The sequence below is a fragment of the Opitutia bacterium ISCC 52 genome (assembly GCA_014529675.2).
Classification (GTDB): Bacteria; Verrucomicrobiota; Verrucomicrobiia; order Opitutales; family UBA2995; genus UBA2995.
This window is the reverse complement of sequence record CP076040.1, coordinates 4382550-4404325: the sequence shown is the minus strand read 5'-3', so window position 1 is coordinate 4404325 and position 21776 is coordinate 4382550. Positions and strand designations below refer to the sequence as shown.

Here is a 21776-nt window from a genome sequence, read left to right as displayed (position 1 = left end):
TGAATTTCCTCATAATCAATTTCTTGCTTCAATTGGCTGGAAATTTGCTAAATCCCCTGAATAGTATATATTTTTAGTCATGAAAAAAGCATACAGCATCTGTGTTCTCTCTCTTCTTCCAATGGTCCAGTCCGCAATGGCTCATTCTACTGAAGTGATCCATATTCACCCCCACGGTGAAAACACATTTATGACCACTTGGTTGGTCGCGGCATCCTTTGGCCTATTGTTGGGCGGACGCTATTTGGTTCAGCGAGTTCGCCAAAAGTAGATCCATATGCCCCAAGTCGAGGAACTACTGGGCAGGCTTCAAGCCTGGTTTAACCCAGTTGCAGGAAGCATTACCGCCTTTTCTGGAGGCGTGGACTCGGCATTGGTGTTATTTCTTTCCCACAAATTTTTGGGAGAAAAGGGAATCGGGGTGATTGCCGATTCACCGAGTTTGAAACGCCGGGATTTGGCCCAGGCTCAAACGTTTTGTGAAGCCTATGGGATTTTTCTGAAGATCACTAAGACCGGTGAACTCGAAAACCCCAATTATGCCAGCAATCCTGATAATCGCTGTTTTTTCTGTAAAGACACGCTTTATCGGAACATGGATGGGATCCATGAGGAGTATCCTGGCTATTATTTGCTAAACGGCACCAACAAGGACGATCACGGGGATTATCGCCCGGGCCTCCAGGCGGCTAGCAATCATGGGATCTACTCTCCGCTTTCCGATTGTGGAATCAGCAAAGCCGAAGTGCGCTTGCTCGCAAAACACTTCAATTTACCTGTATGGGATAAACCGGCTAGCCCTTGTTTGAGCTCTCGTATTCCTTACGGGCAAGAAGTGAGTGCAGCCAAGCTTGAGCAAATCGAAGCCGCAGAGACTTACTTGAATGAGCTCGGCTTCGACGAGGTAAGAGTGCGCCACTTTGGAGCGGAGGCACGCATTGAAGTCCCAGCTACTTCTTTGGACACCTTGATGCCCTTAAAAGAACAAATTAAAAATCGCTTTCTAGAGATCGGATTCGAAACGGCCATCATCGATACTGAGGGATTGGTCAGTGGAAAATTGAATCGCGCAATCGTACCTCATGGATGAATACAATTTAGATATGGACCGGGAGAATCGCCTTGGCTTCCCGGAAGTGGTCTACGGAGAAACCAAGTCGGCTGGACTTTTGAAGTCTATTCTTGGTGAGTATCAAGAGCAGGGGAAGAATGCTCTGGCCTCCCGATTGCAGCCCGAGAAGGGGAAGGAGCTACTAGCAGTATTTCCGGATGCATTTTTTGATGAGTTGTCCGGCTCCTTCTTGCTCCAGAAAAATGAGTTGGACGAATCAGCCGCCCAGATTGGGATCATTTGCGCTGGCAGTTCGGACCTGTTTGCAGTCAACGAAGCACTCTACACGCTCAACCTGCTCAATGAGCCTGCTGTCTGTATCAACGATGTAGGTGTGGCTGGTATCCATCGGTTATTAAATCGCTTGGATGAGATTAAAAAATTTAAGGTCCTGATCGTGGTGGCTGGATTTGAAGGGGCTCTACCAAGTGTGGTGGGAGGATTACTCAAACAACCGATCATTGCGGTGCCTACCAGTATTGGTTACGGAGTGGCCGAAGGTGGGCAATCAGCTCTACATGCGATGCTTTCCAGCTGTGCAAACGGGCTTACAGTTACCAACATTGATAACGGTTATGGAGCCGCGATGGCTGCCTATCGTATAATTCAGCTTCTTAAGGGTCAGTCATGAGTATCCTCTATGTGGAACCCTTTTCCGGTCTCGCCGGGGATATGTTGCTGGGTGCCTTGTGCGGGCTAACCGATGGCTACGATGAGATTAAAGCGCTTCCCGATCAACTGCATCTGCACGATGGCAAGATTGAAATCAGCGAGCTCGAGAAAAACGGCATCGTTTGTAAACATGTCAAAGTGATTGATCTCAATCCGGATCAAGAGCACCACCATTCGCACGACCACGACCACGGTCACTCACACAATCACGGTCATGGTCGCCACTTGAGTGACATCATCCACCTGATTGATCACGGTCACATTTCTGATGGCGCCAAAGCCATTGCGAAAGGAATCTTTCAGGAAATTGGAGAAGCCGAATCGAGTGTGCACGATATTCCCATCGAAAAGATTCACTTCCACGAGATCAGTGGTGTGGATTCGATCATCGATATTGTGGGCTGTGCAGTTCTCTTGGACAAATTGGGCATTGAAAAGACTTACTCGGATTCTGTTTGTACCGGATTCGGAATGGTTAAAACGCAACACGGCCTGCTACCGGTCCCAGCCCCCGCGACGGCTCTGTTGTTAAAAGGCCTACCCAGTTTTAAAGGAGATGAAGAAGGTGAGCGAGTCACTCCGACGGGTGCTGCGATTCTTCGCTTTCTGAAGCCTGAGTTTACCACCCCGGCTTTGTCCGTGAGCAAAGTAGCTTATGGTCCCGGACAAAAAGACTTTATTGGCCCCAATGTAGTTCGCTTATCTCTGGTGTCGGAAGTAGATGCACCCAAAGAAACTCTCTATGTCATAGAAACCAACCTCGACGACTGTTCTCCTGAATTACTGGGTGAGAGTTTTCAGGAATGTCTATTGGGCGCCGGTGCTGTAGATTTTACGATGACTCCGGTTACGATGAAGAAAGGTCGCCCCGGATTGAAGCTTTCGGTGCTATGCAAAGCAGAGAAACTGGATGTCGTTTGTGACTACATTCTGGAGAATACGACGACGATCGGCGTTCGATATTACGCTGCAGAACGCAAGGAGCTGAGTCGCGAAGCGGTGTCACTGGAGACGCAATACGGAGCTGTTCAGGCTAAACGGGTGACTACGCCATCGGGAAAGACCCGCTTGAAAGCTGAACATGAGGATCTTCAAAGACTGGCTGCGGAAAAAGGCATTTCGGTTCTGCAGTTGATGCAGGAGATTTCCGGCGGGTAGTAGGCCAGATTCTAATCACCTGGCTTGGGGAACGGGTATTGCGTCCCGATTTCGGTATCGGACTGAAACTTACTTCGTCCGGAAGCTGTCCGAATTTACCAAGGCAATGAGCAGGTCCTGGAACCCACCACCGATCTGCTGATTAGTAGCTACCAGATTCTTTATGAGCTTGCGATCGCTGTAGTTCATTTCCCTGCCGGTGGCATAGGTGAGGAGCTTTTCAGAAATACATTCAGCAAAGGAAGTGATGTCCTGCCTCAGGTAGGTCTTCAGGTCAGTGATGTCTTTAAGCTCAGTTCCGTCGGTCAAATGGCCATCTGTTTCGACCGGCAGTCCCACTTGCTTTTTCTTGGATGTGCGTGGAGCCGGGTATTCAGTTCTCCAACGACCTACGGGATCGAATGATTCCAATACAAAGCCGACAGGATCGATTTTCTTGTGACAACCGGCACATGACTCATCAGCCATATGGGATGCTAGTATTTCGCGTGGAGATACCTCGTTGCCCGTGCCTGGTGTAAGAGCTGGAACAGCGTCAGGAGGTGATGGAGGCGGGTCGCCCAGGATGTTTTCCAAGACCCATACCCCTCGAAGCACGGGCTGAGTGTCTACTCCGTTGGCGGTTGCAGTCATCACCCCAGCCATTGCAAGTAGGCCACCAAAGCGCCCACCATGCTCGAGTGTCGCACGTTCCATTTTCTTGTTATCGTTCTTCTTGCGGTTTTTGAACTCTGGCAGGTCATAAATGTAGCGACCCACTGCTCCCGTAGTATAAGTGAAATCCGGATCGATAAAATCCTCTAGAGGCCGGTTCTTATCCAGGATCTCCCGGAACACCATATGAGCTTCTTGAATGTAGGCCTCTTTTTCAGCGTCGGTGTATTTAAACTCCCTGGGGCTTTCAAACAGATTGGCGTCGGGAACCAGGTTTTCTAATTCGTTCAGGTCCAACCACTGGCCGAGGAAACTCTCGACGAAGGTATTTGATTTGTTGGATGCAATCAGACGTTGGGTTTGTTTTTCCAACTCCTCTCTGCCTAACAAGGAACCATTGGCGGCCGCTTTCTTTAACTGCCTGTCCGGTGGGCGTGATGTGAGAAAGTAGGACAGGCGCGAAGCGAGATCGAAGCTTTCCAACGTTCCGTCATTGAACCCTCGATAGAGAAAGTAAGGCGAGGTCAACGCGGTCCGAACCGCTAGATGATAGCCATCCTCAAGGCGGCCACTCGCTTTCTTTTCTGCCAGAATAATTTCTCTGTATTCTTTGAGCGTAGAGGACTCAACCGGCCGACGGAAGGCTGGCGTTAACAGGTTGTTTAGAAACGCATTTATCCGGACGGTGATGTTAGTACCCCTGGGTTTTCCCAGCAGTTTCTCAGACCGTTCTTTCCAATACTGATCTTCCGCGCTGTCTTCCAAGGTGAGTGGCCCTTTGACAGCGACGTGCAGAATCTCGAGTGCGGGACCTTCTTCAAAAAGTTTATACGACAGCGTTTCCGCGATGGAACGCTTATCGCTACTCATAGTGGTCACGAGCTCATCCAACTCTTCACCAACCGGAGGTGGGGGTAACTCATCCGCTTGAATTAACAAGTAGACATGATCCAAACCCACACGTCCACGCGCCACTTTGCCTCCAGCTTGCTTGAATGCCGATGCCAGCTTGGGATCCCCTTCAAGCATAGGATAAATAAAATTAGCCAAGTGCTTAGGATCTTCACTGATGACACCGTTTGCATAGTGGAACGCCAGGGTCTCACCTTTTTCCAGCAACACCTCAGTCAGGAATCGTTCCCCTTGAACCGCTTCCACAGTAAAACTTCCAAGCAGTCTCAGTTCATGTACGTCTCTTTGAGATGCATCTTCAGCAGCCACGGCATAGACGTTGGCAATTGCCTGGGTGCCTTCGGGAGGATTTAGAGCTGAAAGATAAATGGTTAATTGGTAAGTCCCGGTCGCTTTGGCCACAAAATGTGTCGGCCAGGAAGCGCTGTGAGCGAGTTGGTGCGTGTTGCTGACCAATCGCATCTTGCCCTCCCTCAACAAGCCCGATGAATAAGCGTAGGTAAAATCCTTTGCCGGGATTTCAGTCGTTTCGGCTTCCAGTACTTGGCGTGGAGGTGGAAACAGCTTTTCCGCGAGATCCGTCGCTACTTGGGAGTAGGACTCCATTAAAGCACCCGATAGCGTTAGTGCTTCCGCCTGATTATCAAATCCATGAGCTTCATTATCCTGGGGGAATCCGTTGGGAAGCTCATAGTTGATGTTGAACAGGTCGTTTAGGGAGTGGAGGTATTCTCTTCGATTCAGTCTGCGAATGGTCGTCCCGCCGATTGGGCTATGTTTGGATAGCATCTTATCCAGCCAGCCGGCTAGCTCATCGCGCTCAGCTTGAGTGGGCTGTTTCTTTTTCTTGGGCGGCATCTCACCGCGCTCGACCATTTTGATGACTCGCTCCCAGAGGTGGATTTGATCAGAGTCCCTCCAGTCAATTGCTAGCGTATCCAGATTGATTTCTCCCTTAAACTCGACGTCGTCATGGCAACTCAGACAGTAGTTGTCTAATACTTGAAACGATTGATCGGGAATGGGTGTCTCCGCTGAAAGTGAGAATGCTGTGGCAAGTAAGCAAACCACTATGCTATCGAGTATCCAGTTTCTCATTACTGGTAGCCTAAACCAAGTACTGGTTCATATTGCGGTTCGCATTGGAGAAGGTATCGGTCTCCAAGCCTAATTGCTGCAACATGGTGATGTAAAGGTCACCCAGCAAAGGAGCGTTGGGGTCCTCTCTATCAAAGGAATGGTGGCTTCCGTGCTTGAGGCCACCGCCAGCCAAGAGGATGGGGAGGTTGGCGTTTGAGTGACGACTCGCATCACCCATACCTGCACCCCACATAACCAAAGTGGAATCGATGAGAGGATTCCCTTCCCTATCTGTCTTGGTCTTCAGTTGCTCTATAAAACCAGCTAGCAGTTTCATATGCTCACCTTCAATCTTGATCAGATCGATGATCATTTGGGAGTTATTTCTGTGATGAGAAAGTGCGTGGTACCCAGCGGACAACATTTCTCCATTGATGGTAAAGACCTGTCCCAAACCAGGCAGCATCATGGTGATGACACGTGTTGAATCCGTCTCAAGTGCGAGCGCCATCAGATCATACATCAGCGCCTGGTTCTCGAGCATCTGGGTGGGGGCGATCGGGTCGAAAGTGGGGAGTTGATAATTTACCTCAGGTCTCGGTTTGTGTAATCCCTTAAGCTGACGCTCCATTCGTTTTTCAAGATCGCGAATAGAAGAGAAGTACTCCTCCAGCTTATGCTTGTCCTCGGTACTTACGCGATTCTGCAGTTGCTTTGCTTCGCTGGTCACTTTGTCGAGTGAGCTATTTCCACTCTTTAAAAGGTATTCAGTTCGATCGGCATCTGCCGGAAGCCCAAAGAGCGTTTGGTAAACCACACTGGGTCGTTCAATCTTGGGTAAGGGGATACCTTCCTGATTGAAGACCATTTTTTGCTGATTACTACCTCTTCCCGCGCTAATCTGCAGGGATTCAAAGCGGGTGCTGCTCCCAATCTTCTTGGCGGCAATCTGATCCAGTGTGACGTCACCTGCATTTCGCCCACTCAAATAATTGTCCCAGTTTTTGTGTCCATTAGGTGCCCGGTGATCCAGGCCTGAAAATACGGAAAGCTTATCCTTATGACGGATGAGGTCCTTTAATAGTGGAGTGGGGGAATACTCGGTGCCCGTTTCTTTGGGAAATAACGAAGTAGCGTGCAGACCTAGATTGGCGCCAATGCAGACCAATCGTTTGGCCTTGGCTGCTTCCTTTGCCGGACCGGTTGCACCCGATAGTTTTGAAAGGGATGCTAGGGAAGGAAGGGCGAGCGAAACGCCTACTGTATGCAGAAATTGTCGACGATTTATAGAATTTACTAGCATGGGGTATTCTTGGGTAGGCATATAGTTCTATGAATTTCTGACTATAACGAAAGCTAAAAGGTGTCCCATCCTGTGGTCGTGATAACAGGATTATTCGCGTGATTTGGCTCCTGTTGTGTATAAAGTGTGAGCTCAATGAAATTTCCCCGCATTTTCCTGCTTCTCTGTTTCTGGATGATCTCGGTCTCCGCGTCCCAGCCTGACTTCTTCATCTTCACTGACGATGACCTAAGTCAGTTTGACATCACTCCCTACGGATCGACTGATGTGAAAACGCCCCATTTCCAGAAGCTGGCCGATGAAGGCATGCGCTTCAAGCGGGCTTTTATTGCGTCTCCTGCTTGTGCTCCTAGTCGGGCCGCCATGCTGACCGGATTGATGCCGGCAAGGAATGGGGCCATGGCTAATCATACCTACAAGAACGAGGGGATCGCCTCACTCCCGCCTCTGTTAAGTGAGTTGGGTTACGAGATCGCCGCCTTCGGAAAAGTATCTCACGGGAGAGGCTCAGACATTGAAACCCATGGCTTTGATCATTGGGATCGTAAGTTGGACCGTGAGACAATCGAGGCTTGGCTAAAACAACGTGACCCAAGTAAACCGTTGTGCCTTTTCGTTGGTACCCATTCTCCACACGTTCCCTGGCCGGATAACGATGGCTATGATCCGGAAAGTCTATGGCTACCCCCGAATCACATCGATACGGCGATGACTCGTCAGTTCCGTGCACGCTATTACACGGATATCACGATTTCGGATACAGAATATGGTTACTGCCGAGAATTGGCTTCTATATACATGAATAAGGATCTGCTTACCATCATGTCATCCGATCACGGATCTCAGTGGCCCTTTGCAAAGTGGAACCTCTACGATGCAGGCATTAGGGTGCCTTTTCTGGTATCCTGGCCGGGGCATATTGAGCCAGGTTCTCAATCCAATGCGATGATAAGCTGGATCGATATTTTGCCTACCTTAATTGATATCGCGGGAGGCCATGCAGGTGAAGAGATCGACGGGCGTTCATTTGCTCAGATTCTGACCAAGCCTGAAGCCGAGCATCGCGACCGTATCTTCACCATCCATGACAACGACGGTTCGGCGAATGTATATCCCATCCGCTCCGTTCGAACTTCAAAGTGGAAGTACATTCTAAACCTCGAGCCCACCTGGATCCATTCCACACACTCTTACCGCTTCCGAAAGGATAATGCTGGAGCGTATTGGTGGAGTTGGGATCGAGCGGCGGAGAACGATCCTGAAGCCGGAGGCATCGTAACGAAGTACCACATCCGTCCCGCTGAAGAACTTTACGATTTGGAGAATGATCCTTTCGAGATGAACAACTTGGCGGCATTGCCGCAACTGGCCGATAAGCTTCTCCAGCTTCGAGCTGAACTAGATGACTGGCTTCTAGCGCAGCATGATCCGATGACCATCAAGACTGAACCTTGGCAACTGGGGGATGATGGATTCCTGGATCCTGATACTCGAGGAGAAGACTGGTAGTCGATCTTTCGAAGATTACGTTACCTCCTAATTAGGAGTAATTTGCGTGTATGGCCCTGATTCCATGAGGCAGTTGATTTTTTACATTCACCCTAACTTGAAGAGCTTGTTCAAAAAGATTGCTCCCCAGATCACTCACCACCGGGGACTGTTAGCAGCGCTTCGTAAGCGTCCTGAAAAACTGAGCTCCTATCAAAAGCAAAGGCTGTCTGAATTGTTCGAAAAACACCCAGCACTAAAGCCACTCTACGACAAGCAGCTCGAACTCAGAGCTCTGCTCAACATCAAGAGCCGTACTCGAAAGAGTTGCCGTAAGCAGTTGCCCAAACTGCTCAGGCTCATCGAGCAACTCAGCGGTAGCGGTATGGATCCATTGCTCACACTCGCCCAGACGCTACAGCGGTGGCTGGAACCCATCGTGTGCATGTGGCGATTCGCCAGAAGCAATGGTATCACCGGAAGGCTTCCATCGAAAAATGAAACTCATTCAACGCCGCGCTTACGGCTTCAAAAACTTTAACAACTACCGCTTGCGCGTCATCGCACAATGTGGATAACAATAACCGTACATAAAAAAGCCCTTACTTTTTGGTGGAGACCCGCTTTGCTTAGGACTTCGCCCCAGCCTTTGGCTGCCCATCTCCAGTCGCTGGCTCCTTCCGTCAAACCCCTAGGCTTCTCATTCCCTACGGGGCGCTAGTACATTTAAAAACCACCGATTTTCATCGATGGTTTTTAAAAGTGGCGTCCCGTAGGGGATTCGAACCCCTGTTGCAGGGATGAAAACCCTGTGTCCTAGACCTGGCTAGACGAACGGGACGTCTAAAGAAATGGGAAAACTGTTGGTTTTATAGGCTGTTTCAAGCATTTTTTTGAAAAAAGTAATCTTGGGCCAAATGAGGGCGTATGGATACTTGACAAGGGAAAGACAGGACATAGCTTATGACTCCTTTTTTTACGTCACAATGCAACCGACATATAGACCATCCAAACTTCGTAGAGCCCGCAAATTCGGGTTCCGCAAACGCATGTCCACCAAAGGTGGCCGCAAGGTAATTACCGCACGTCGTCGCAAAGGCCGGCAACGTTTGACTGCTTAAGAGCTAATTTTCCCGTGCTGAATGCGTTTTCGATTCACGGCCCGGCAGCACCTGCGTCGTGCCCGAGAATTTGAAGCAGTACGCAAATTCGGGCGGGCTTTTCAAAGTGCGCCCTTTGTTTTCACTTTATATATTCCAGAGCTTGACGAAGAGGCCACGCCGGTTCGGCGATTTGGCGTCATCGCTTCCAGGAGGGTGGGAAATGCCGTTGTTCGGAATCTCTGCAAACGCAGGTCCAGAGAATTCTTCCGACGGCACCAGCATGCGTTGCCAGAGCATTGCGACTGTGTGCTCCTTGTTCGACGCAAGTTCCCCGAACTTTCCTTTGCCGACTTGGAGGAAACCTTTGTCAAAGCCTACCGGTACGTAACCCGGACGAAATGAATTTTCGATGAGCTCCGCGGTTTACAGATCTATCAAACAGGTACCACGATATTTGGCTGTGGCTCTCGTACTTTTTTACCAACGGATTTTGAGTCCGATGAAGAGTGCTTTATTGGGTCCTGGTGGATGCTGTCGCTTCTACCCAACTTGTTCTGAGTATGCTATTCAGAGTATCAAGGTACATGGCGCTTTTAAAGGCATCCTATTGGCTGCTTTACGCTTGGGTAAATGTCAGCCCTTTCATCGAGGCGGGTATGACCCGGTTCGACCTGTTACTTCTCAATTTCAAACTCTGCCGAAACCAGAATCCCTTTTGGATCTGTCCGGCAAATCTTAGTTTTCTAAATGGATAAAAAAAACACTTTTATAGGAATGCTATTCTTGGTGGCGGCCTTCGCCATGATTCCGCTGATGAACAAGCGGCGAGAAGATGCTACACCAACTGCTGCCCAAGAGCAGCCTCCAGCCCAAGCCGAGCAGGCAATTAATAATGCTGCGCCGCTTGATGAACCGCCCGTTGCCACAGAAACAATCGAGCAAGCAACCACCGCTGCCCAGGAAGTCATTGAGGCTGTTGAAGAAACAGCGAGTGTCCTGGAGGAGTTGAGTTACCTGAAGAATGATTTGATCGAGGTAATCTTTACCAATCAGGGTGGAGGAATCAAGAAGGTGGCGATGACTGAATATGAGGCCGCCAAAGATTCAGAAGATCCCTTCCTGTTTAATCATTATGGGTATGCTCCTATGTTGGGGATCTCGATTAATGATGGTTCCTATGACGAAAGTTATACTAAGACCTTCCAGTCTGATACAGAGATTCACTTTGAGCGGCAGAGCTCAGATGGCCTCTTGGTGAGAAAAAAGTTTAGGATCAATCCAAGCCATTCGGAAGATGAGGAATACTCCATCCATCATAGTATCGAGTTTGTAAATACCGGCTCAAACAGCCTCCTGGTTAACGACTATGCGCTGCACCTGGGAACCATGGAACCTGCTCTGCTAGGTGGTGGCACTTTAATGGGTGGGTATTTGAATTTGGGCTATTATGAAGACGACGATGAGGATTTCATTGGTTCCAATAAGTTCATTCCCTCGAATGGTTTTCTTGGAATTGGATCGAATAAGAACCCTCCCCCTTACTTAGAAGAGGTTTCTCAATTTGACTGGGTAAGCCTCAAGAACCAGTTTTTCGTTAACCTCCTCACTCCTGAAGTTCCGGGAACCGGTGTTGTTGTTCGCCCTCAACCGCTTTCTTTAATCAACGATAAAGGAGATCAGGTCATTGCTTTGAGTGGAGATGCCAAGTTCGAATTGGCAGGCTTGCAAGCGAATGAAAAAGTAATTTCTGAGATGGATTTTTATGTCGGACCGAAAGAAATCTTTCGTATGCAGGCTATGGATAAGAACCAGGAAGCTGTTATGCAGTTTGGCTGGTTTGGTGCCGTGAGTAAAATACTACTCTTGGGAATGAAACAGATCTACTCCTTCATCCCGAACTGGGGTGTAGCGATTGTGCTCATCACAATTATCCTTAAAATTGTTTTCTGGCCCCTTACTCAGATCTCGGCCCGTTCTGCCAAAAAGATGCAGAAGATCCAAGGACCGATGAAGGAGCTCACGGAGAAATATAAGGATGATCCTCAGCGCAAGAACCAGGAGATGATGAAGCTCTACCGTACCCATAAGGTGAATCCTTTGGGCGGCTGCTTGCCGATGTTGGTACAGATTCCGATCTTTATCGGATTCTTCTATATGCTTCGGACGTCTTCGGAGTTGCGATTTGCAGAGTTCCTATGGATTGCCGACCTGTCGCAGCCGGAAAAGCTATTCTCTTGGGGCTTTTCAATTCCGTTTCTGGGGCAGTACTTCAATTTGCTGCCGATACTCATGGCCACCACCATGTACTTCCAAATGAAGATGACGCCGACTGCTGGTTCACCAGAACAGCAAGCGATCTTTAAATTCATGCCGGTCATGATGCTGGTGATGCTTTATAACTTTGGATCTGGCCTGTGTTTATATTGGACCGTTCAAAATTTAATGACCATTCTTCAGCAAACCATTACCAATAAACGGAAGGACAAAGAGGAAATTGCTGCTGAAGAGGAGGCCCTAAACCCGACTCAACCAGTAGAGAATCCTCTCATCCGTAAGAAACCGAAACGTAAACCTAAAAATCAGTAATCCTTCTCATGTCAGGTCATAGTAAGTGGGCTACCACCAAAAGGCACAAAGCTGCTGTCGACGCAAAGCGTGGAAAAATTTTCAGCGTTATCAGTAAAGAGTTAATCATTGCCGTCCGGGCAGGTGGAGGAGATCCGGACATGAATCCCCGGTTAAGGACTGTTTTGCAAAAGGCCAAGGCAGCCAACATGCCCAATGATAACGTTCAGCGTGCGATAAAGAAGGGTACTGGTGAACTTCCAGGCATGGTTATCGAGGAGGTTGTCTACGAAGGCTATGCTCCAGGAGGTGTGGCGCTCATCATTGAAGTCGCGACTGATAACACCAATCGCAGTGTGGGAGAAGTTAGGAGCACGCTGACTAAGAATGGGGGAAATTTAGGAAGTCCAGGTGCTGTTGCTTACAATTTTAGTCGGATGGGACAGTTCATGATTGCTGCCGAGAAAACGGACGAAGAAACCCTGATGGACATCGTCTTGGAGGCTGGTGCGGAAGACATTCTTACCGAGGACGACCATTTTGAGGTTCGTAGTCCCGTATCCGAATATGAGAAAGTGAGTCGCGCTTTGGAAGATGCAGGGATTGAACCCGATTCTTCAGAGTTAGCATATATTCCGCAAAACCTGGTCCCTGTGACGGATGCCGATGATGCTAAAAAAGTGCTTCGAGTGATTGATATTTTAGAAGAGCTTGAGGATGTTCAGAACGTTTATGCCAATTTTGATATGGACGAATCGCTGTTTGAAACAGCCGAAGCTTAGTCCTTTTCAATCTTCCAAGATTCGCCTACGGTTTTAGCTCTGTGATTAGCTTTCTTCACAATCTAGGTTTACTTTTGTTGCGTTTCGTAACGGGTGCACTCGTCTTCTTCTTTGCAGCTCGCGAGATGGCGAATCGGTCAACCATTCTCCTCGAAACCCTGGAGTTCTTTGCCATAGGGGCACCCGATATAGTTAAAGTATTTGTGGGATGTATTATCATGCTCCTCGGAGGAATGCTGGTAATAGGATTTTGGACCCGTTTTGTGTCTCTCGTATTGTTGGTGCTTTTGGCTATTGGAGGCTATTGTTGGCTGCCACAGGAAAGTCAGATCCATTTTCAAATTGAATCTCTTTATGGGATCCTATTTTTCTACCTTTTCCTTGTGGGTGGTGGACAATGGGCGGTGTCTCGCCGGCGTTCACCACAAGCCCAGTCAGTTTTGGACAGCGAACAATCCATTCTCGCTGGCACTGCCCGGCCCTCTATCTTTGATGAGGAAGAAAGTGGAGAATCTGTTTTAGCGCCACCGGCACCCGAGCCTGTGGAAGAGAAGGAGACACCCGAAGAAGAGCTGAAGGAGGAGGGGATTGATGAAGAAGAAAGCGACGAGGAACCAGAGGATAAGAAACCGAATTCTTAGTCTCTGTTAGTCCTCCTTTGAAACCTGTTTGAGTAGCTTCTCTTTATTCTCCTGAAGATTTTCGTTGGTGACCGATTCGAGAATCATCGGAACCACGTCCTTATTTCCAAGCATCAGGTGGACGTTTGCTTGGTGAAGGCGCACAAGTTGTTTGTCCGTGTCATCAGAGGTCATTTTTTCTATGCGGTCCCATTCTTTCAGGGCTTCGCTCATGTCAGCGTCGGGAATATCGTAATAACTCTCAGCAAAACGATATTTGTAGGCCATATTCTCCGGTGAGAAATCGGCCGCTTTTTTAAAGGCATCGAACATCTGTTTGTACAAGTGTGCTTCTGTGAAAAATTCATCCGCCACAAACTCGTCCTTAAAATAGTAGAGTAGGTTGCCGAGCTGATAATAATAAAGGGATTCATCTGGAGAGAGGGCGATCGCATCCAAGTAATAGGGTAGTGCCATCGCATAACTCGCTTCTTCTGTCATGAAATTCCCGAGTTGGTTTTTGACTTGAGGGTGTTCCGGCTCCAGAGAATCTGCTTTCAGCAAAAGCTTCAAAGCATCTTCACGCTGATCGATCTCTGCCAGAAAGAGTCCGAAGGTTATTAGAACTGGAACATTTTCGGCATTTTTTGAGAGAAGAGACTCGTACTCATTCCTCAGACTGAAGATCCGAAATTCAATCGATTCCTGATCCACAGGATTCGTCTCGTTCCGGTGTGCTTCGAATAATCGCTTTTGGCGGCTTTGGATGTCTTCGAGTTCGATCTGAGTCAGCGTTTTAGATTGTCCAAAGGCAATCAGGGGCAGCAGTAGCAAGCTGATTGGGCAAAGGAGTCTCATGAATGTGTTTCTCATTTTCGGCACTGTGATCTGCATATGGAGCCGGTCCAAGAGGAAATGTTCCTTCAAAGATAGTTTTGTACATCAAAAAGGGCGGGAAGCTATGCTTCCCGCCCAGGTTCATTGTCTTTTTCAGTAGAAAAGAACGTCTGTGGTCATCCGCTTATTTGGTAGCAGCGACCTGTGGGACGTCCAGGATTGCTTCCATATAAGAAGCAAACATGATTTCGAGTTGGTCTCGGCGATTTTGTTCGACGATCTTGTCCACATCTTTGCGGACTAGTTTGTCGAAATCGACCGAGGCCAGTTTCTGGTCATTCAGTAGTTTCACCTCATCCGGGTAGACCACAAATGGCTGGAGCGTATGAGTCGGACCTTTTGGGTCTTTCTCCTGCTCACCATAAACGGCGTTTCCCATGAGGAATGCCACACTGAAGCCTAATGCCAGTAGTTTTGTTTTCATTATTCGTATTTTGGAAAATTGGATTTTCGGGTAACGAATCGAAGAAGAAGGCGTTCTAACTGGAGCTTATTTTAAAGAACAAGTGTTACTATAAAAGCAACAATATGTGATGCAAGCCTTAAGCGCACTTTTCCAAATACGGGATTTATTTCGCAAATTTTATACAAATTCAGAAAATCTGCTGAATGTACTACGATTTTAGAAGAGTTCGCCTTGACTGAGTATATCCTGCTTTTCCAGGCATTCCGGGCCGTTATTCCGGGGACTATTGACGATTGAAGACACGGGGTATGCGGCCATGTCATCCCCAGGAAAAGGCACCGTCATCTTTTTCAACCGATCAATCGGTGTGGATATGTCCAGCCACTCCTCTCTCTCTGATTCTGGGACAATTACGGGCATTCGATCGTGAAGAGGTTCCATCACTGTATTGGGTCTGGTGGTAAGAATGGTGCATGTTTCGACTACCTCGCCTTCAGAGTCTTTCCAGCTTTCCCAGAGACCTGCCATCGCAAAGGGTTCACGATCTCTCAGATGAATGTGATAGGGTATGCGGGTTTTGCCCTCTCGTTTCCATTCGTAAAACCCATCAGCAGGGATGAGACATCGCCGGCTTTTAAATGCTGATTTGAATGAAGGCTTCTCCGCGACCGTCTCCGAACGTGCGTTGATCATTTGGTTGCCAACTTTTGGGTCTTTTGCCCAAGAAGGAACCAGCCCCCATCTTAGTCGGGCAAGTTCTGGATTACTGGATTTGATACCGTTTCTGACGGCCCAAATATCTACCCCGGGAGGGATATTATAATCCGGCTGCATTGCAGGCATCGTCTTAAGTAGATAGACTTTAGAGAAGAATCGTTCTGGAACCACCAGGCTAAATCGGCCGCACATAAACAACTATGCTCAAGATTTGCCGACGAGTAGCAAACAACAAAAAGGCCGCCCAGATGGACGGCCTTGAAAGTCTATGAAGTAAATTACCTCTTATGGCGCCTCTACAGGTTCTGCTTCTCCAATTTCGTGGAGTGTGAATTCGAAGAGGAGGGCGGAATCCGCAGGTATGCCTGGCTTTTCTTCACTACCAAATCCGAGTGAAGCTGGAACCCAGAGCTTTATGATTCCACCTTCGCGGACATTTTGAAGGCCTTCCCTTACTCCTGGAACCATGTTTGCCAATACGATGGGAATGGGACCTCCGCGTCCTTCGGTGGTCTCGAATACACTGCCATCTACCAATTTAGCCTCAAATTCAACGGATACGGCAGAATCTTCAGATGGAAATTTTCCGGTTCCTTCACTTACGATTTCGTAGAAGAGGCCCGTTGCCGATTTCTTCACATTCTCCTGTTTTGCCAATCCAGCAAAGAGTTCAACCGTCTGAGCTTTGCGCTCGCGTTGAAGTCGCTCATAAACAGGAGCCCAACGTTGATCCATCAATGCGGTGACGGAAGGCATGTGTTCCTGCCAGCCAGGAATCTCCTTTTGGGCCAAAGCGGTATTAACACCGCTGAGAAATGCCAGGCGTTCTTCTTTTGATACATCGATCATATCGACTTGGTTTCGGTGGACCAAAAACCAACCGTAAATCGCAAATAAGATCTCTTCTTCAGAGTATTGGGCTGCGCCTGTTGCTGCTGGCTGTGCTGGATCGGTTGCGGCCGCAGGTTGTGTGGCCGGCTGTGTAGCTGGCGCCGTTTCGGCTGGCTTTTCCTCATCATCAGCAAAGGAAATTGAAATTTTGGGTGCAGCTTCATCCTGGGCGAAGGCCAAGGGCGATAAGCTGCAAGCGAGTGCCAGCATTAGACTTGTAAGAATAAAAGTAGGTTTTTTAACCATGAATCTACTAGGTTGATTGAAATTGAACCTTCCGGAATAAGGGACTGCCTGATCTTAGCCAGCTTTTTCTGACTCCGAGTTGCAATTGAGGTTGCCTAGGAAATTAGGAAATTTAGTGGCCGATTGATTTTTCTGCCAGGCGTAGCACGGATTTGTCCTGAACTACATCGGCGAGATTATGGAGCTCAACCCAGGCGATGTCATTTGATTCCTCGCTTAGATGAAGGCTCTGCTCACTGTCTGCGTGAATCAGAAACCGCACATCGTAGTGGAGATGTTCTGGTACCTCTCTCCAAGCCGGGATGCGGTGGATGTCCAAGTCATAGATCCGATCTTTATATATTCTGAATTCTTTAAGTCCTGTTTCTTCGCTAGTTTCCCTCTCTGCGACTCGTGCAACGTCCGCATCTCCGTCACAATGACCCCCGGGCTGTAACCAGAGCCCGAGCTTCTTGTGGTGAATGAGTAGTGCCTTCTTACTAGCCGGATCTATGATCCAAGCTGAGCCTGTTACATGGCCTATTTCCATGCTACGCTCGAAGCAGTCAGCATATTCATCTACAAATTCAATGAATTTTTGGGTGACCGATCTTTCGAGGGTGGTCGTTTCATAGTCTGCCAAGAGTTGTTTAAATGGTTGCCGATGCATCGTTGGGGTAAAGCAACAAAGGGTCGCATGTTGGCCAATCTTTTTTCGTTGTTGAAAGTAGCAGGGTCCGGCATAAGGAAAAGTTATCATCTCTAACTACCCTTTTTATGGCTGATTCTTCCGATCCAAACAGTGACAACAGTCACGCAGCTTACTGGCGAGCGAACATAAAGATACTCCTTATTCTTGTAGGGGTATGGTTCTTTGCATCTTTTGGCATGGGCATCATCGCGGTTGATTTTCTCGACCAGTATACTTTTTTGGGCTTCCCGTTTGGGTTTTGGATGGCTCAGCAGGGAGCGATTGTCGTCTTTCTCATCATCATCGCAATCTATGCCATCGTTATGAACCGCATGGATAAAAAGCATGGGGTGGAAGAAGAGGATGTAGAAAGTCAGGATTTCGAAATTTAGGAGTCAGTTATTATGGGAATACTCGGTTGGACTTATCTTTTTGTTTTTATTACTTTCAGTATTTATATCGGAATCGCCATCTGGTCACGCGTGGTCAGTACGAAAGGGTTTTATGTAGCTGGTGGATCGGTTCATCCGATTGCTAATGGGGCTGCGACGGCTGCAGACTGGATGTCGGCGGCTTCATTTATCTCTATGGCCGGGCTCATTTCTTTTATGGGTCGGGATGGATCAGTTTACTTAATGGGCTGGACAGGGGGCTATGTTCTGCTGGCTTTGTTACTCGCACCCTATTTGAGAAAGTTTGGTCAGTTTACGGTGCCTGACTTTGTGGGTGCTCGTTACTACTCCAATGTCGCCCGACTGGTAGCGGTGGTTTGCGCGATTTTCGTATCGTTTACTTATGTAACTGGTCAAATGCGTGGAGTCGGGGTTGTCTTTTCACGGTTTTTGGAGATCCCCATTTTCTGGGGTGTATTCATTGGAATGGTCATCGTCTTCACCTACGCCGTTCTAGGTGGAATGAAGGGCATTACCTATACTCAAGTAGCTCAGTACTGCGTTTTGATTTTTGCTTACTTGCTTCCGGCCATTTTCATTTCCATGACACTGACCGGTCATGTGATCCCTCAGATCGGATTTGGATCTGAAGTTACCGGCAGCGATGGGGTCTTTCTCTTGGATAAGCTAAATGGCCTCAATACAGAGTTAGGATTCGCCGCCTATACCAGTGGGCAGAAAAGCACTATCGATGTATTTTTCATTGCAGCGGCTTTGATGGTTGGAACGGCAGGGTTACCCCATGTCATCATTCGTTTCTTTACCGTGCCAAAAGTATCAGATGCCCGCGTATCCGCTTTCTGGGCACTCCTGTTCATTTCAATACTCTACCTGACTGCTCCGGCAATTGCAGCCTTTGCCCGCACCAACTTTCTACAAACGGTTTCCAACACCTCCTATGAACAGGCTCCTGACTGGTTTAAAAACTGGGAATCAACAGGGTTGATAAAATTTGACGATAAAAACGGCGATGGGATCATGCAGTACTACAATGACACGAATCCAGATTATGCTGCTGTAGCCGCGGCCAATGGATGGAAGGGCAATGAGGTCATTGTTGACCGTGATATCATGGTTTTGGCGAATCCCGAAATTGCCCAGTTACCAAATTGGGTAATCGCCCTGGTTGCGGCCGGTGGATTAGCGGCGGCACTTTCAACGGCAGCAGGATTGTTGTTAGTCATTTCTTCGGCGGTGTCTCATGACCTTCTCAAGCAAATCCTATTGCCCAAAATAACGGAGAAGCAGGAACTTACAGCGGCTCGGTTTGCAGCGGGAGCTGCTGTGCTAATCGCCGGCTATTTTGGAGTGAACCCACCCGACTACGTCGCGAGTGTTGTTGCATTTGCCTTTGGTTTGGCCGCTTCATCTTTCTTTCCTGTGCTCGTGTTGGGAATTTTCTCAAAACGGATGAATAAGGAGGGTGCGATTGCCGGCATGATTGTCGGAATTGTCTTCACCGCGGCTTACATCATCTACTTCAAATTTATCAACCCTTCATCTAACACTCCCGACAATTGGTGGTTCGGTATTTCTCCTGAAGGGATTGGGACTTTGGGTATGGTCATAAACTTCGCCGTGTCTGTTGTTTTGTGCCGGTTCTTCCCAGCTCCTCCTGACAAAGTCCAGAGGATGGTGGATGATATTCGAATTCCCAAAGCAGAGTAGGGGAGCAACAGAAAAAGGCCGCCCTTGCGGACGGCCCCTTGCTGTGTGTGTTTCTTCGGTGTGTCTACAAATAGACAGAAAAATGGCGTGATTACTCGGATCCTTGTTGTTTTCCGAATAATTTCCGGGTGTCGTCCAGTAGCTGTTTGCGCTCTTTTTTAAGTCGGGTCTTTTCTTCTAGGAGGAGCTTACGTTCTTCCTCAAGATGTCCTTGATCGTCTTGCAGAATCTTGCGTTCCCGTTCGAGTTGTTCTCGGTCCATTTCGACAGCCCGTTTGATCGCTTCAAATTTCTCAACATCGTCTTTGGCTTGCCCTGCCATATTCACGAGCTGTTCTACTTCCTTGCGTTGGGCATCAATCTCAGTCCGCTCTTTAAGCAGTTTCTGGCTTTCTTCCTCTTGGCGAGAATGTGATTCTGCAACTTCACGTCGGAATTTTAGCCGCTCTTCTGAGAACTCATCTTTTTCTTCAGCCAGAGATTTAACTTTCTCAAGGTATGAGAGTTGCCTTTGGCGCATGTCCTCCAGCTGTTTCTTCTCGGTTTCGATTAAATCTTTTGTTCGTTCGCACTCTTCAGTCTGACGCTGGATGTCTTCGCTCAATTGATTCAGCTCTAATTCTTTAGCTTCGATCAATTCGCTCTTGGCAAATACTTCTTCTTTTGTAGCTTGCAGGGATGAGGCTTCTTGCTGAACCGCTTCGATCTGAGACAGGGATTCTTGTAGTTCAAGCTCTACCGCATTCTGGCGTTCTTTTTGCGCCTGCATTTCTTTCTCGATGAACGCCTCGTGTTCGGCTTTTGCCTTTTCGAGCTCTTTGTGGAATTCTGCAGTCGCTGCGTCCATTTCTGCCCACGCTGCGTCAATTTCTGCGCGTTCGGACATGAATTTTTCTTGTCTGCCCTGGAGTTCAGTTTCTTGAGCAGCGATCTTTTGTCGATCGTTATTCAACTGCTGCTCAATTTTCGCTCGTTCCGCTTCCAGAGTTTCATGCAAACGGTTGGCTTCGGCATCAAGGTCGGTCCAACCCTGATCAAGTTCTGCTCTGCCTGTTTCCAGGCTTTGTTGGTCTTCTTTAAATTTTCCGCGGTCAAACTCGAAAGCTTCGCGGCGTGCCTTAATTTCGGCTAGGCCTATTTGGACTTCCTCTTCTTTCGCCTCAAGCTGTTTGAGTCCTTCTTCTTTTTGTTCTGCGATTATTCTCTGTGCTTCTAGCTCAGCTTGAAGTGATTTTAAAGACTCGGACTCCTTCTCAACCTGTTGGGAATGCAGGAATCTGGCTTCTTCAAGTTGTGAGTGCACTTGCTCGACTTCCAAATCGAGATCGGCTCGAGTCTTTTCGATATACTCACGGTCAGCAGCTATTGATTTTTGTGCCGTCTCAAGCTGCTCGAGCTCTTCCCGGAACTCTTGCATATCCTCTGCAAATGCTGCTTCCCGTGCTTTAAGCTCTTTCTCCTTCGTCTCGACTTCGGCAGCTCTGAGTCGCTCTTGGTCCAACTTTGCCTGCTGCTCGGCCATTTCATCGGCCTTCTTGTTCCCATGCTCGTCGGCTTCGCGATGCTTCGATTCCAACTCTTCTTTCTGTGTACGGAGCTCTTCTTCTCGTTCTTCAAGTCCCGCCAGTTCTATTGCTCGTTCATCGAACTCAGCGTTACGAGTTTGTAAGTCTGATTCTTTTTCTGCGATGAGCCGTTCGCGCTCAGACAGTTGCTGCTCAGATTCTTCCTGAAGCTCTTGGAACACGCTTCGGTCGCTTTCTAGTGATGCTCTTAGCTCGGATGCTTCGGTATCCCAAGATTGTCGATTCTCTTCGAGTTCAGCCAATTGAACCTTCAACTCTTCGGAATCTGACTCTAGTTGATTTCGCTGTTCTTCGAGCTTTTCTTGGAGAATGGCTGAGTTTTCTTCGAGCTTAAGAACTCGATCTTTTAGAGCGTTTTTAGTTTCCAGCCATTTCGCCTCTTCTGAAGAAAGTGTTTTTTCTTTATCTTCAATTTGGCGCTTTAGGTCTTCTACTACCTTCGCCAGATGACTGTCGTCGGATCCTGCGGATTCAGATTCATTGTCGACCTTGGGTCCCTTCATCCTGTCGGGCGGAGAAACTTTAGTAGTGGTGCCTCCCTTGTTTATGGGTGGTCTGCCGTTGCCATTTTCATCAAGACTGAAAGATCCCATAAGAAGGGATGACACGTCGTACATGTCCTGGTCTGAGTATTTAGGCTTTTCCACTTCCTCTTCTGGGCAGAGCATCTTAATTACTGCGTCCAGAAACTCGCTCGTTTCAAAGGGAGGAATGAATAGATCCTTAACCTTAAGGCGCAATGCCTCGATGACTTGATCCATTTCCAACTCCTGCACGAGAGGAAAGTTATTCCTT

22 protein-coding genes and 1 tRNA gene are annotated in these 21776 nt (G+C 48.2%); 14 read left to right on the top strand and 9 right to left on the bottom strand.

The genetic code is table 11. From position 1 onward, the window contains the following. The first annotated feature begins 79 nt into the window (after positions 1-79). From GA003_19030 to larC, 4 genes are read left to right on the top strand one after another with little or no spacing between them, the layout of a single operon-like run. Positions 80-271: a hypothetical protein gene (locus tag GA003_19030; protein QXD28067.1), complete on the top strand. Its 192-nt coding sequence runs from the start codon at positions 80-82 to the stop codon at positions 269-271. A gap of 6 nt (positions 272-277) precedes the next feature. After that, complete coding sequence (gene larE, locus GA003_19025; protein QXD28066.1) at positions 278-1090, top strand: ATP-dependent sacrificial sulfur transferase LarE; 813 nt, start codon at positions 278-280, stop codon at positions 1088-1090. Beyond that, complete coding sequence (larB, locus tag GA003_19020) at positions 1083-1742, top strand: nickel pincer cofactor biosynthesis protein LarB (GenBank protein QXD28065.1); 660 nt, start codon at positions 1083-1085, stop codon at positions 1740-1742. Before larE ends, larB begins: the two co-directional genes overlap by 8 nt. Further along, positions 1739-2941, top strand: coding sequence for a nickel pincer cofactor biosynthesis protein LarC (larC, locus tag GA003_19015; protein QXD28064.1), 1203 nt, complete (start codon positions 1739-1741; stop codon positions 2939-2941). The genes larB and larC overlap by 4 nt, the downstream gene beginning before the upstream one ends. A gap of 69 nt (positions 2942-3010) precedes the next feature. Here larC and GA003_19010 read toward each other — a convergent pair whose 3' ends face one another. Both GA003_19010 and GA003_19005 read right to left on the bottom strand, forming a co-directional pair. After that, a complete protein-coding gene (locus GA003_19010) occupies positions 3011-5605 on the bottom strand; it encodes a DUF1592 domain-containing protein (protein QXD28063.1) in 2595 nt (864 codons plus the stop codon). A gap of 10 nt (positions 5606-5615) precedes the next feature. Next, a complete protein-coding gene (locus GA003_19005) occupies positions 5616-6911 on the bottom strand; it encodes a DUF1552 domain-containing protein (GenBank protein QXD28062.1) in 1296 nt (431 codons plus the stop codon). Positions 6912-7025: 114 nt separating this feature from the next. On the opposite strand from GA003_19005, the gene GA003_19000 reads away from it, so the two are divergent. Both GA003_19000 and GA003_18995 read left to right on the top strand, forming a co-directional pair. Beyond that, positions 7026-8399 carry a sulfatase-like hydrolase/transferase gene (locus GA003_19000; protein QXD28061.1) on the top strand — a complete coding sequence of 458 codons (1374 nt, stop codon included), beginning with the start codon at positions 7026-7028 and terminating at the stop codon, positions 8397-8399. Positions 8400-8463: 64 nt separating this feature from the next. Then, positions 8464-8919 carry a transposase gene (locus GA003_18995; GenBank protein QXD28060.1) on the top strand — a complete coding sequence of 152 codons (456 nt, stop codon included), beginning with the start codon at positions 8464-8466 and terminating at the stop codon, positions 8917-8919. A gap of 222 nt (positions 8920-9141) precedes the next feature. On the opposite strand, the gene GA003_18990 is transcribed toward GA003_18995, so the two are convergent. After that, positions 9142-9219, bottom strand: a tRNA-Glu gene (locus tag GA003_18990). A gap of 145 nt (positions 9220-9364) precedes the next feature. Between GA003_18990 and rpmH the strand changes: the two genes are divergently transcribed. The 6 genes from rpmH to GA003_18960 are packed head-to-tail and all read left to right on the top strand — an operon-like array spanning position 9365 to position 13469. Further along, positions 9365-9499 (top strand): 50S ribosomal protein L34, encoded by a 135-nt coding sequence (rpmH, locus tag GA003_18985; protein QXD28059.1) that lies wholly within the window; start codon positions 9365-9367, stop codon positions 9497-9499. Between the two features lie 21 nt (positions 9500-9520). Beyond that, positions 9521-9883: a ribonuclease P protein component gene (rnpA, locus tag GA003_18980; protein QXD28058.1), complete on the top strand. Its 363-nt coding sequence runs from the start codon at positions 9521-9523 to the stop codon at positions 9881-9883. A 7-nt stretch (positions 9884-9890) separates the two neighbouring features. Next, positions 9891-10220 carry a membrane protein insertion efficiency factor YidD gene (yidD, locus tag GA003_18975; GenBank protein QXD28057.1) on the top strand — a complete coding sequence of 110 codons (330 nt, stop codon included), beginning with the start codon at positions 9891-9893 and terminating at the stop codon, positions 10218-10220. Positions 10221-10228: 8 nt separating this feature from the next. Next, positions 10229-12067, top strand: coding sequence for a membrane protein insertase YidC (gene yidC / locus GA003_18970; protein QXD28056.1), 1839 nt, complete (start codon positions 10229-10231; stop codon positions 12065-12067). An 8-nt stretch (positions 12068-12075) separates the two neighbouring features. Continuing rightward, positions 12076-12828, top strand: coding sequence for a YebC/PmpR family DNA-binding transcriptional regulator (locus GA003_18965; GenBank protein ID QXD28055.1), 753 nt, complete (start codon positions 12076-12078; stop codon positions 12826-12828). 41 nt (positions 12829-12869) lie between these two features. Beyond that, a complete protein-coding gene (locus GA003_18960) occupies positions 12870-13469 on the top strand; it encodes a hypothetical protein (GenBank protein QXD28054.1) in 600 nt (199 codons plus the stop codon). 6 nt (positions 13470-13475) lie between these two features. On the opposite strand, the gene GA003_18955 is transcribed toward GA003_18960, so the two are convergent. The 5 genes from GA003_18955 to GA003_18935 all read right to left on the bottom strand — a co-directional run bounded on the left by GA003_18955 (position 13476) and on the right by GA003_18935 (position 17254). Then, positions 13476-14306, bottom strand: a complete 831-nt coding sequence (locus GA003_18955) for a hypothetical protein (protein QXD28053.1) — start codon at positions 14304-14306, stop codon at positions 13476-13478. A 163-nt stretch (positions 14307-14469) separates the two neighbouring features. Then, positions 14470-14769: a hypothetical protein gene (locus GA003_18950; protein QXD28052.1), complete on the bottom strand. Its 300-nt coding sequence runs from the start codon at positions 14767-14769 to the stop codon at positions 14470-14472. A gap of 198 nt (positions 14770-14967) precedes the next feature. Further along, the gene (locus tag GA003_18945) at positions 14968-15660 is read right to left on the bottom strand and encodes an SOS response-associated peptidase (protein ID QXD28051.1); all 693 of its coding nucleotides are present in this window, start codon (positions 15658-15660) and stop codon (positions 14968-14970) included. Positions 15661-15753: 93 nt separating this feature from the next. Further along, positions 15754-16605: an FKBP-type peptidyl-prolyl cis-trans isomerase gene (locus tag GA003_18940; GenBank protein ID QXD28050.1), complete on the bottom strand. Its 852-nt coding sequence runs from the start codon at positions 16603-16605 to the stop codon at positions 15754-15756. A 112-nt stretch (positions 16606-16717) separates the two neighbouring features. Beyond that, complete coding sequence (locus GA003_18935) at positions 16718-17254, bottom strand: NUDIX hydrolase (GenBank protein ID QXD30480.1); 537 nt, start codon at positions 17252-17254, stop codon at positions 16718-16720. A 107-nt stretch (positions 17255-17361) separates the two neighbouring features. Here GA003_18935 and GA003_18930 point away from each other — a divergent pair, with 107 nt between their 5' ends. Both GA003_18930 and GA003_18925 read left to right on the top strand, forming a co-directional pair. Further along, positions 17362-17667, top strand: coding sequence for a DUF4212 domain-containing protein (locus GA003_18930; protein ID QXD28049.1), 306 nt, complete (start codon positions 17362-17364; stop codon positions 17665-17667). Positions 17668-17679: 12 nt separating this feature from the next. Beyond that, complete coding sequence (locus tag GA003_18925) at positions 17680-19395, top strand: cation acetate symporter (protein ID QXD28048.1); 1716 nt, start codon at positions 17680-17682, stop codon at positions 19393-19395. A 91-nt stretch (positions 19396-19486) separates the two neighbouring features. On the opposite strand, the gene GA003_18920 is transcribed toward GA003_18925, so the two are convergent. After that, positions 19487-21742, bottom strand: coding sequence for a hypothetical protein (locus tag GA003_18920; GenBank protein QXD28047.1), 2256 nt, complete (start codon positions 21740-21742; stop codon positions 19487-19489). Positions 21743-21776: the final 34 nt, after the last annotated feature.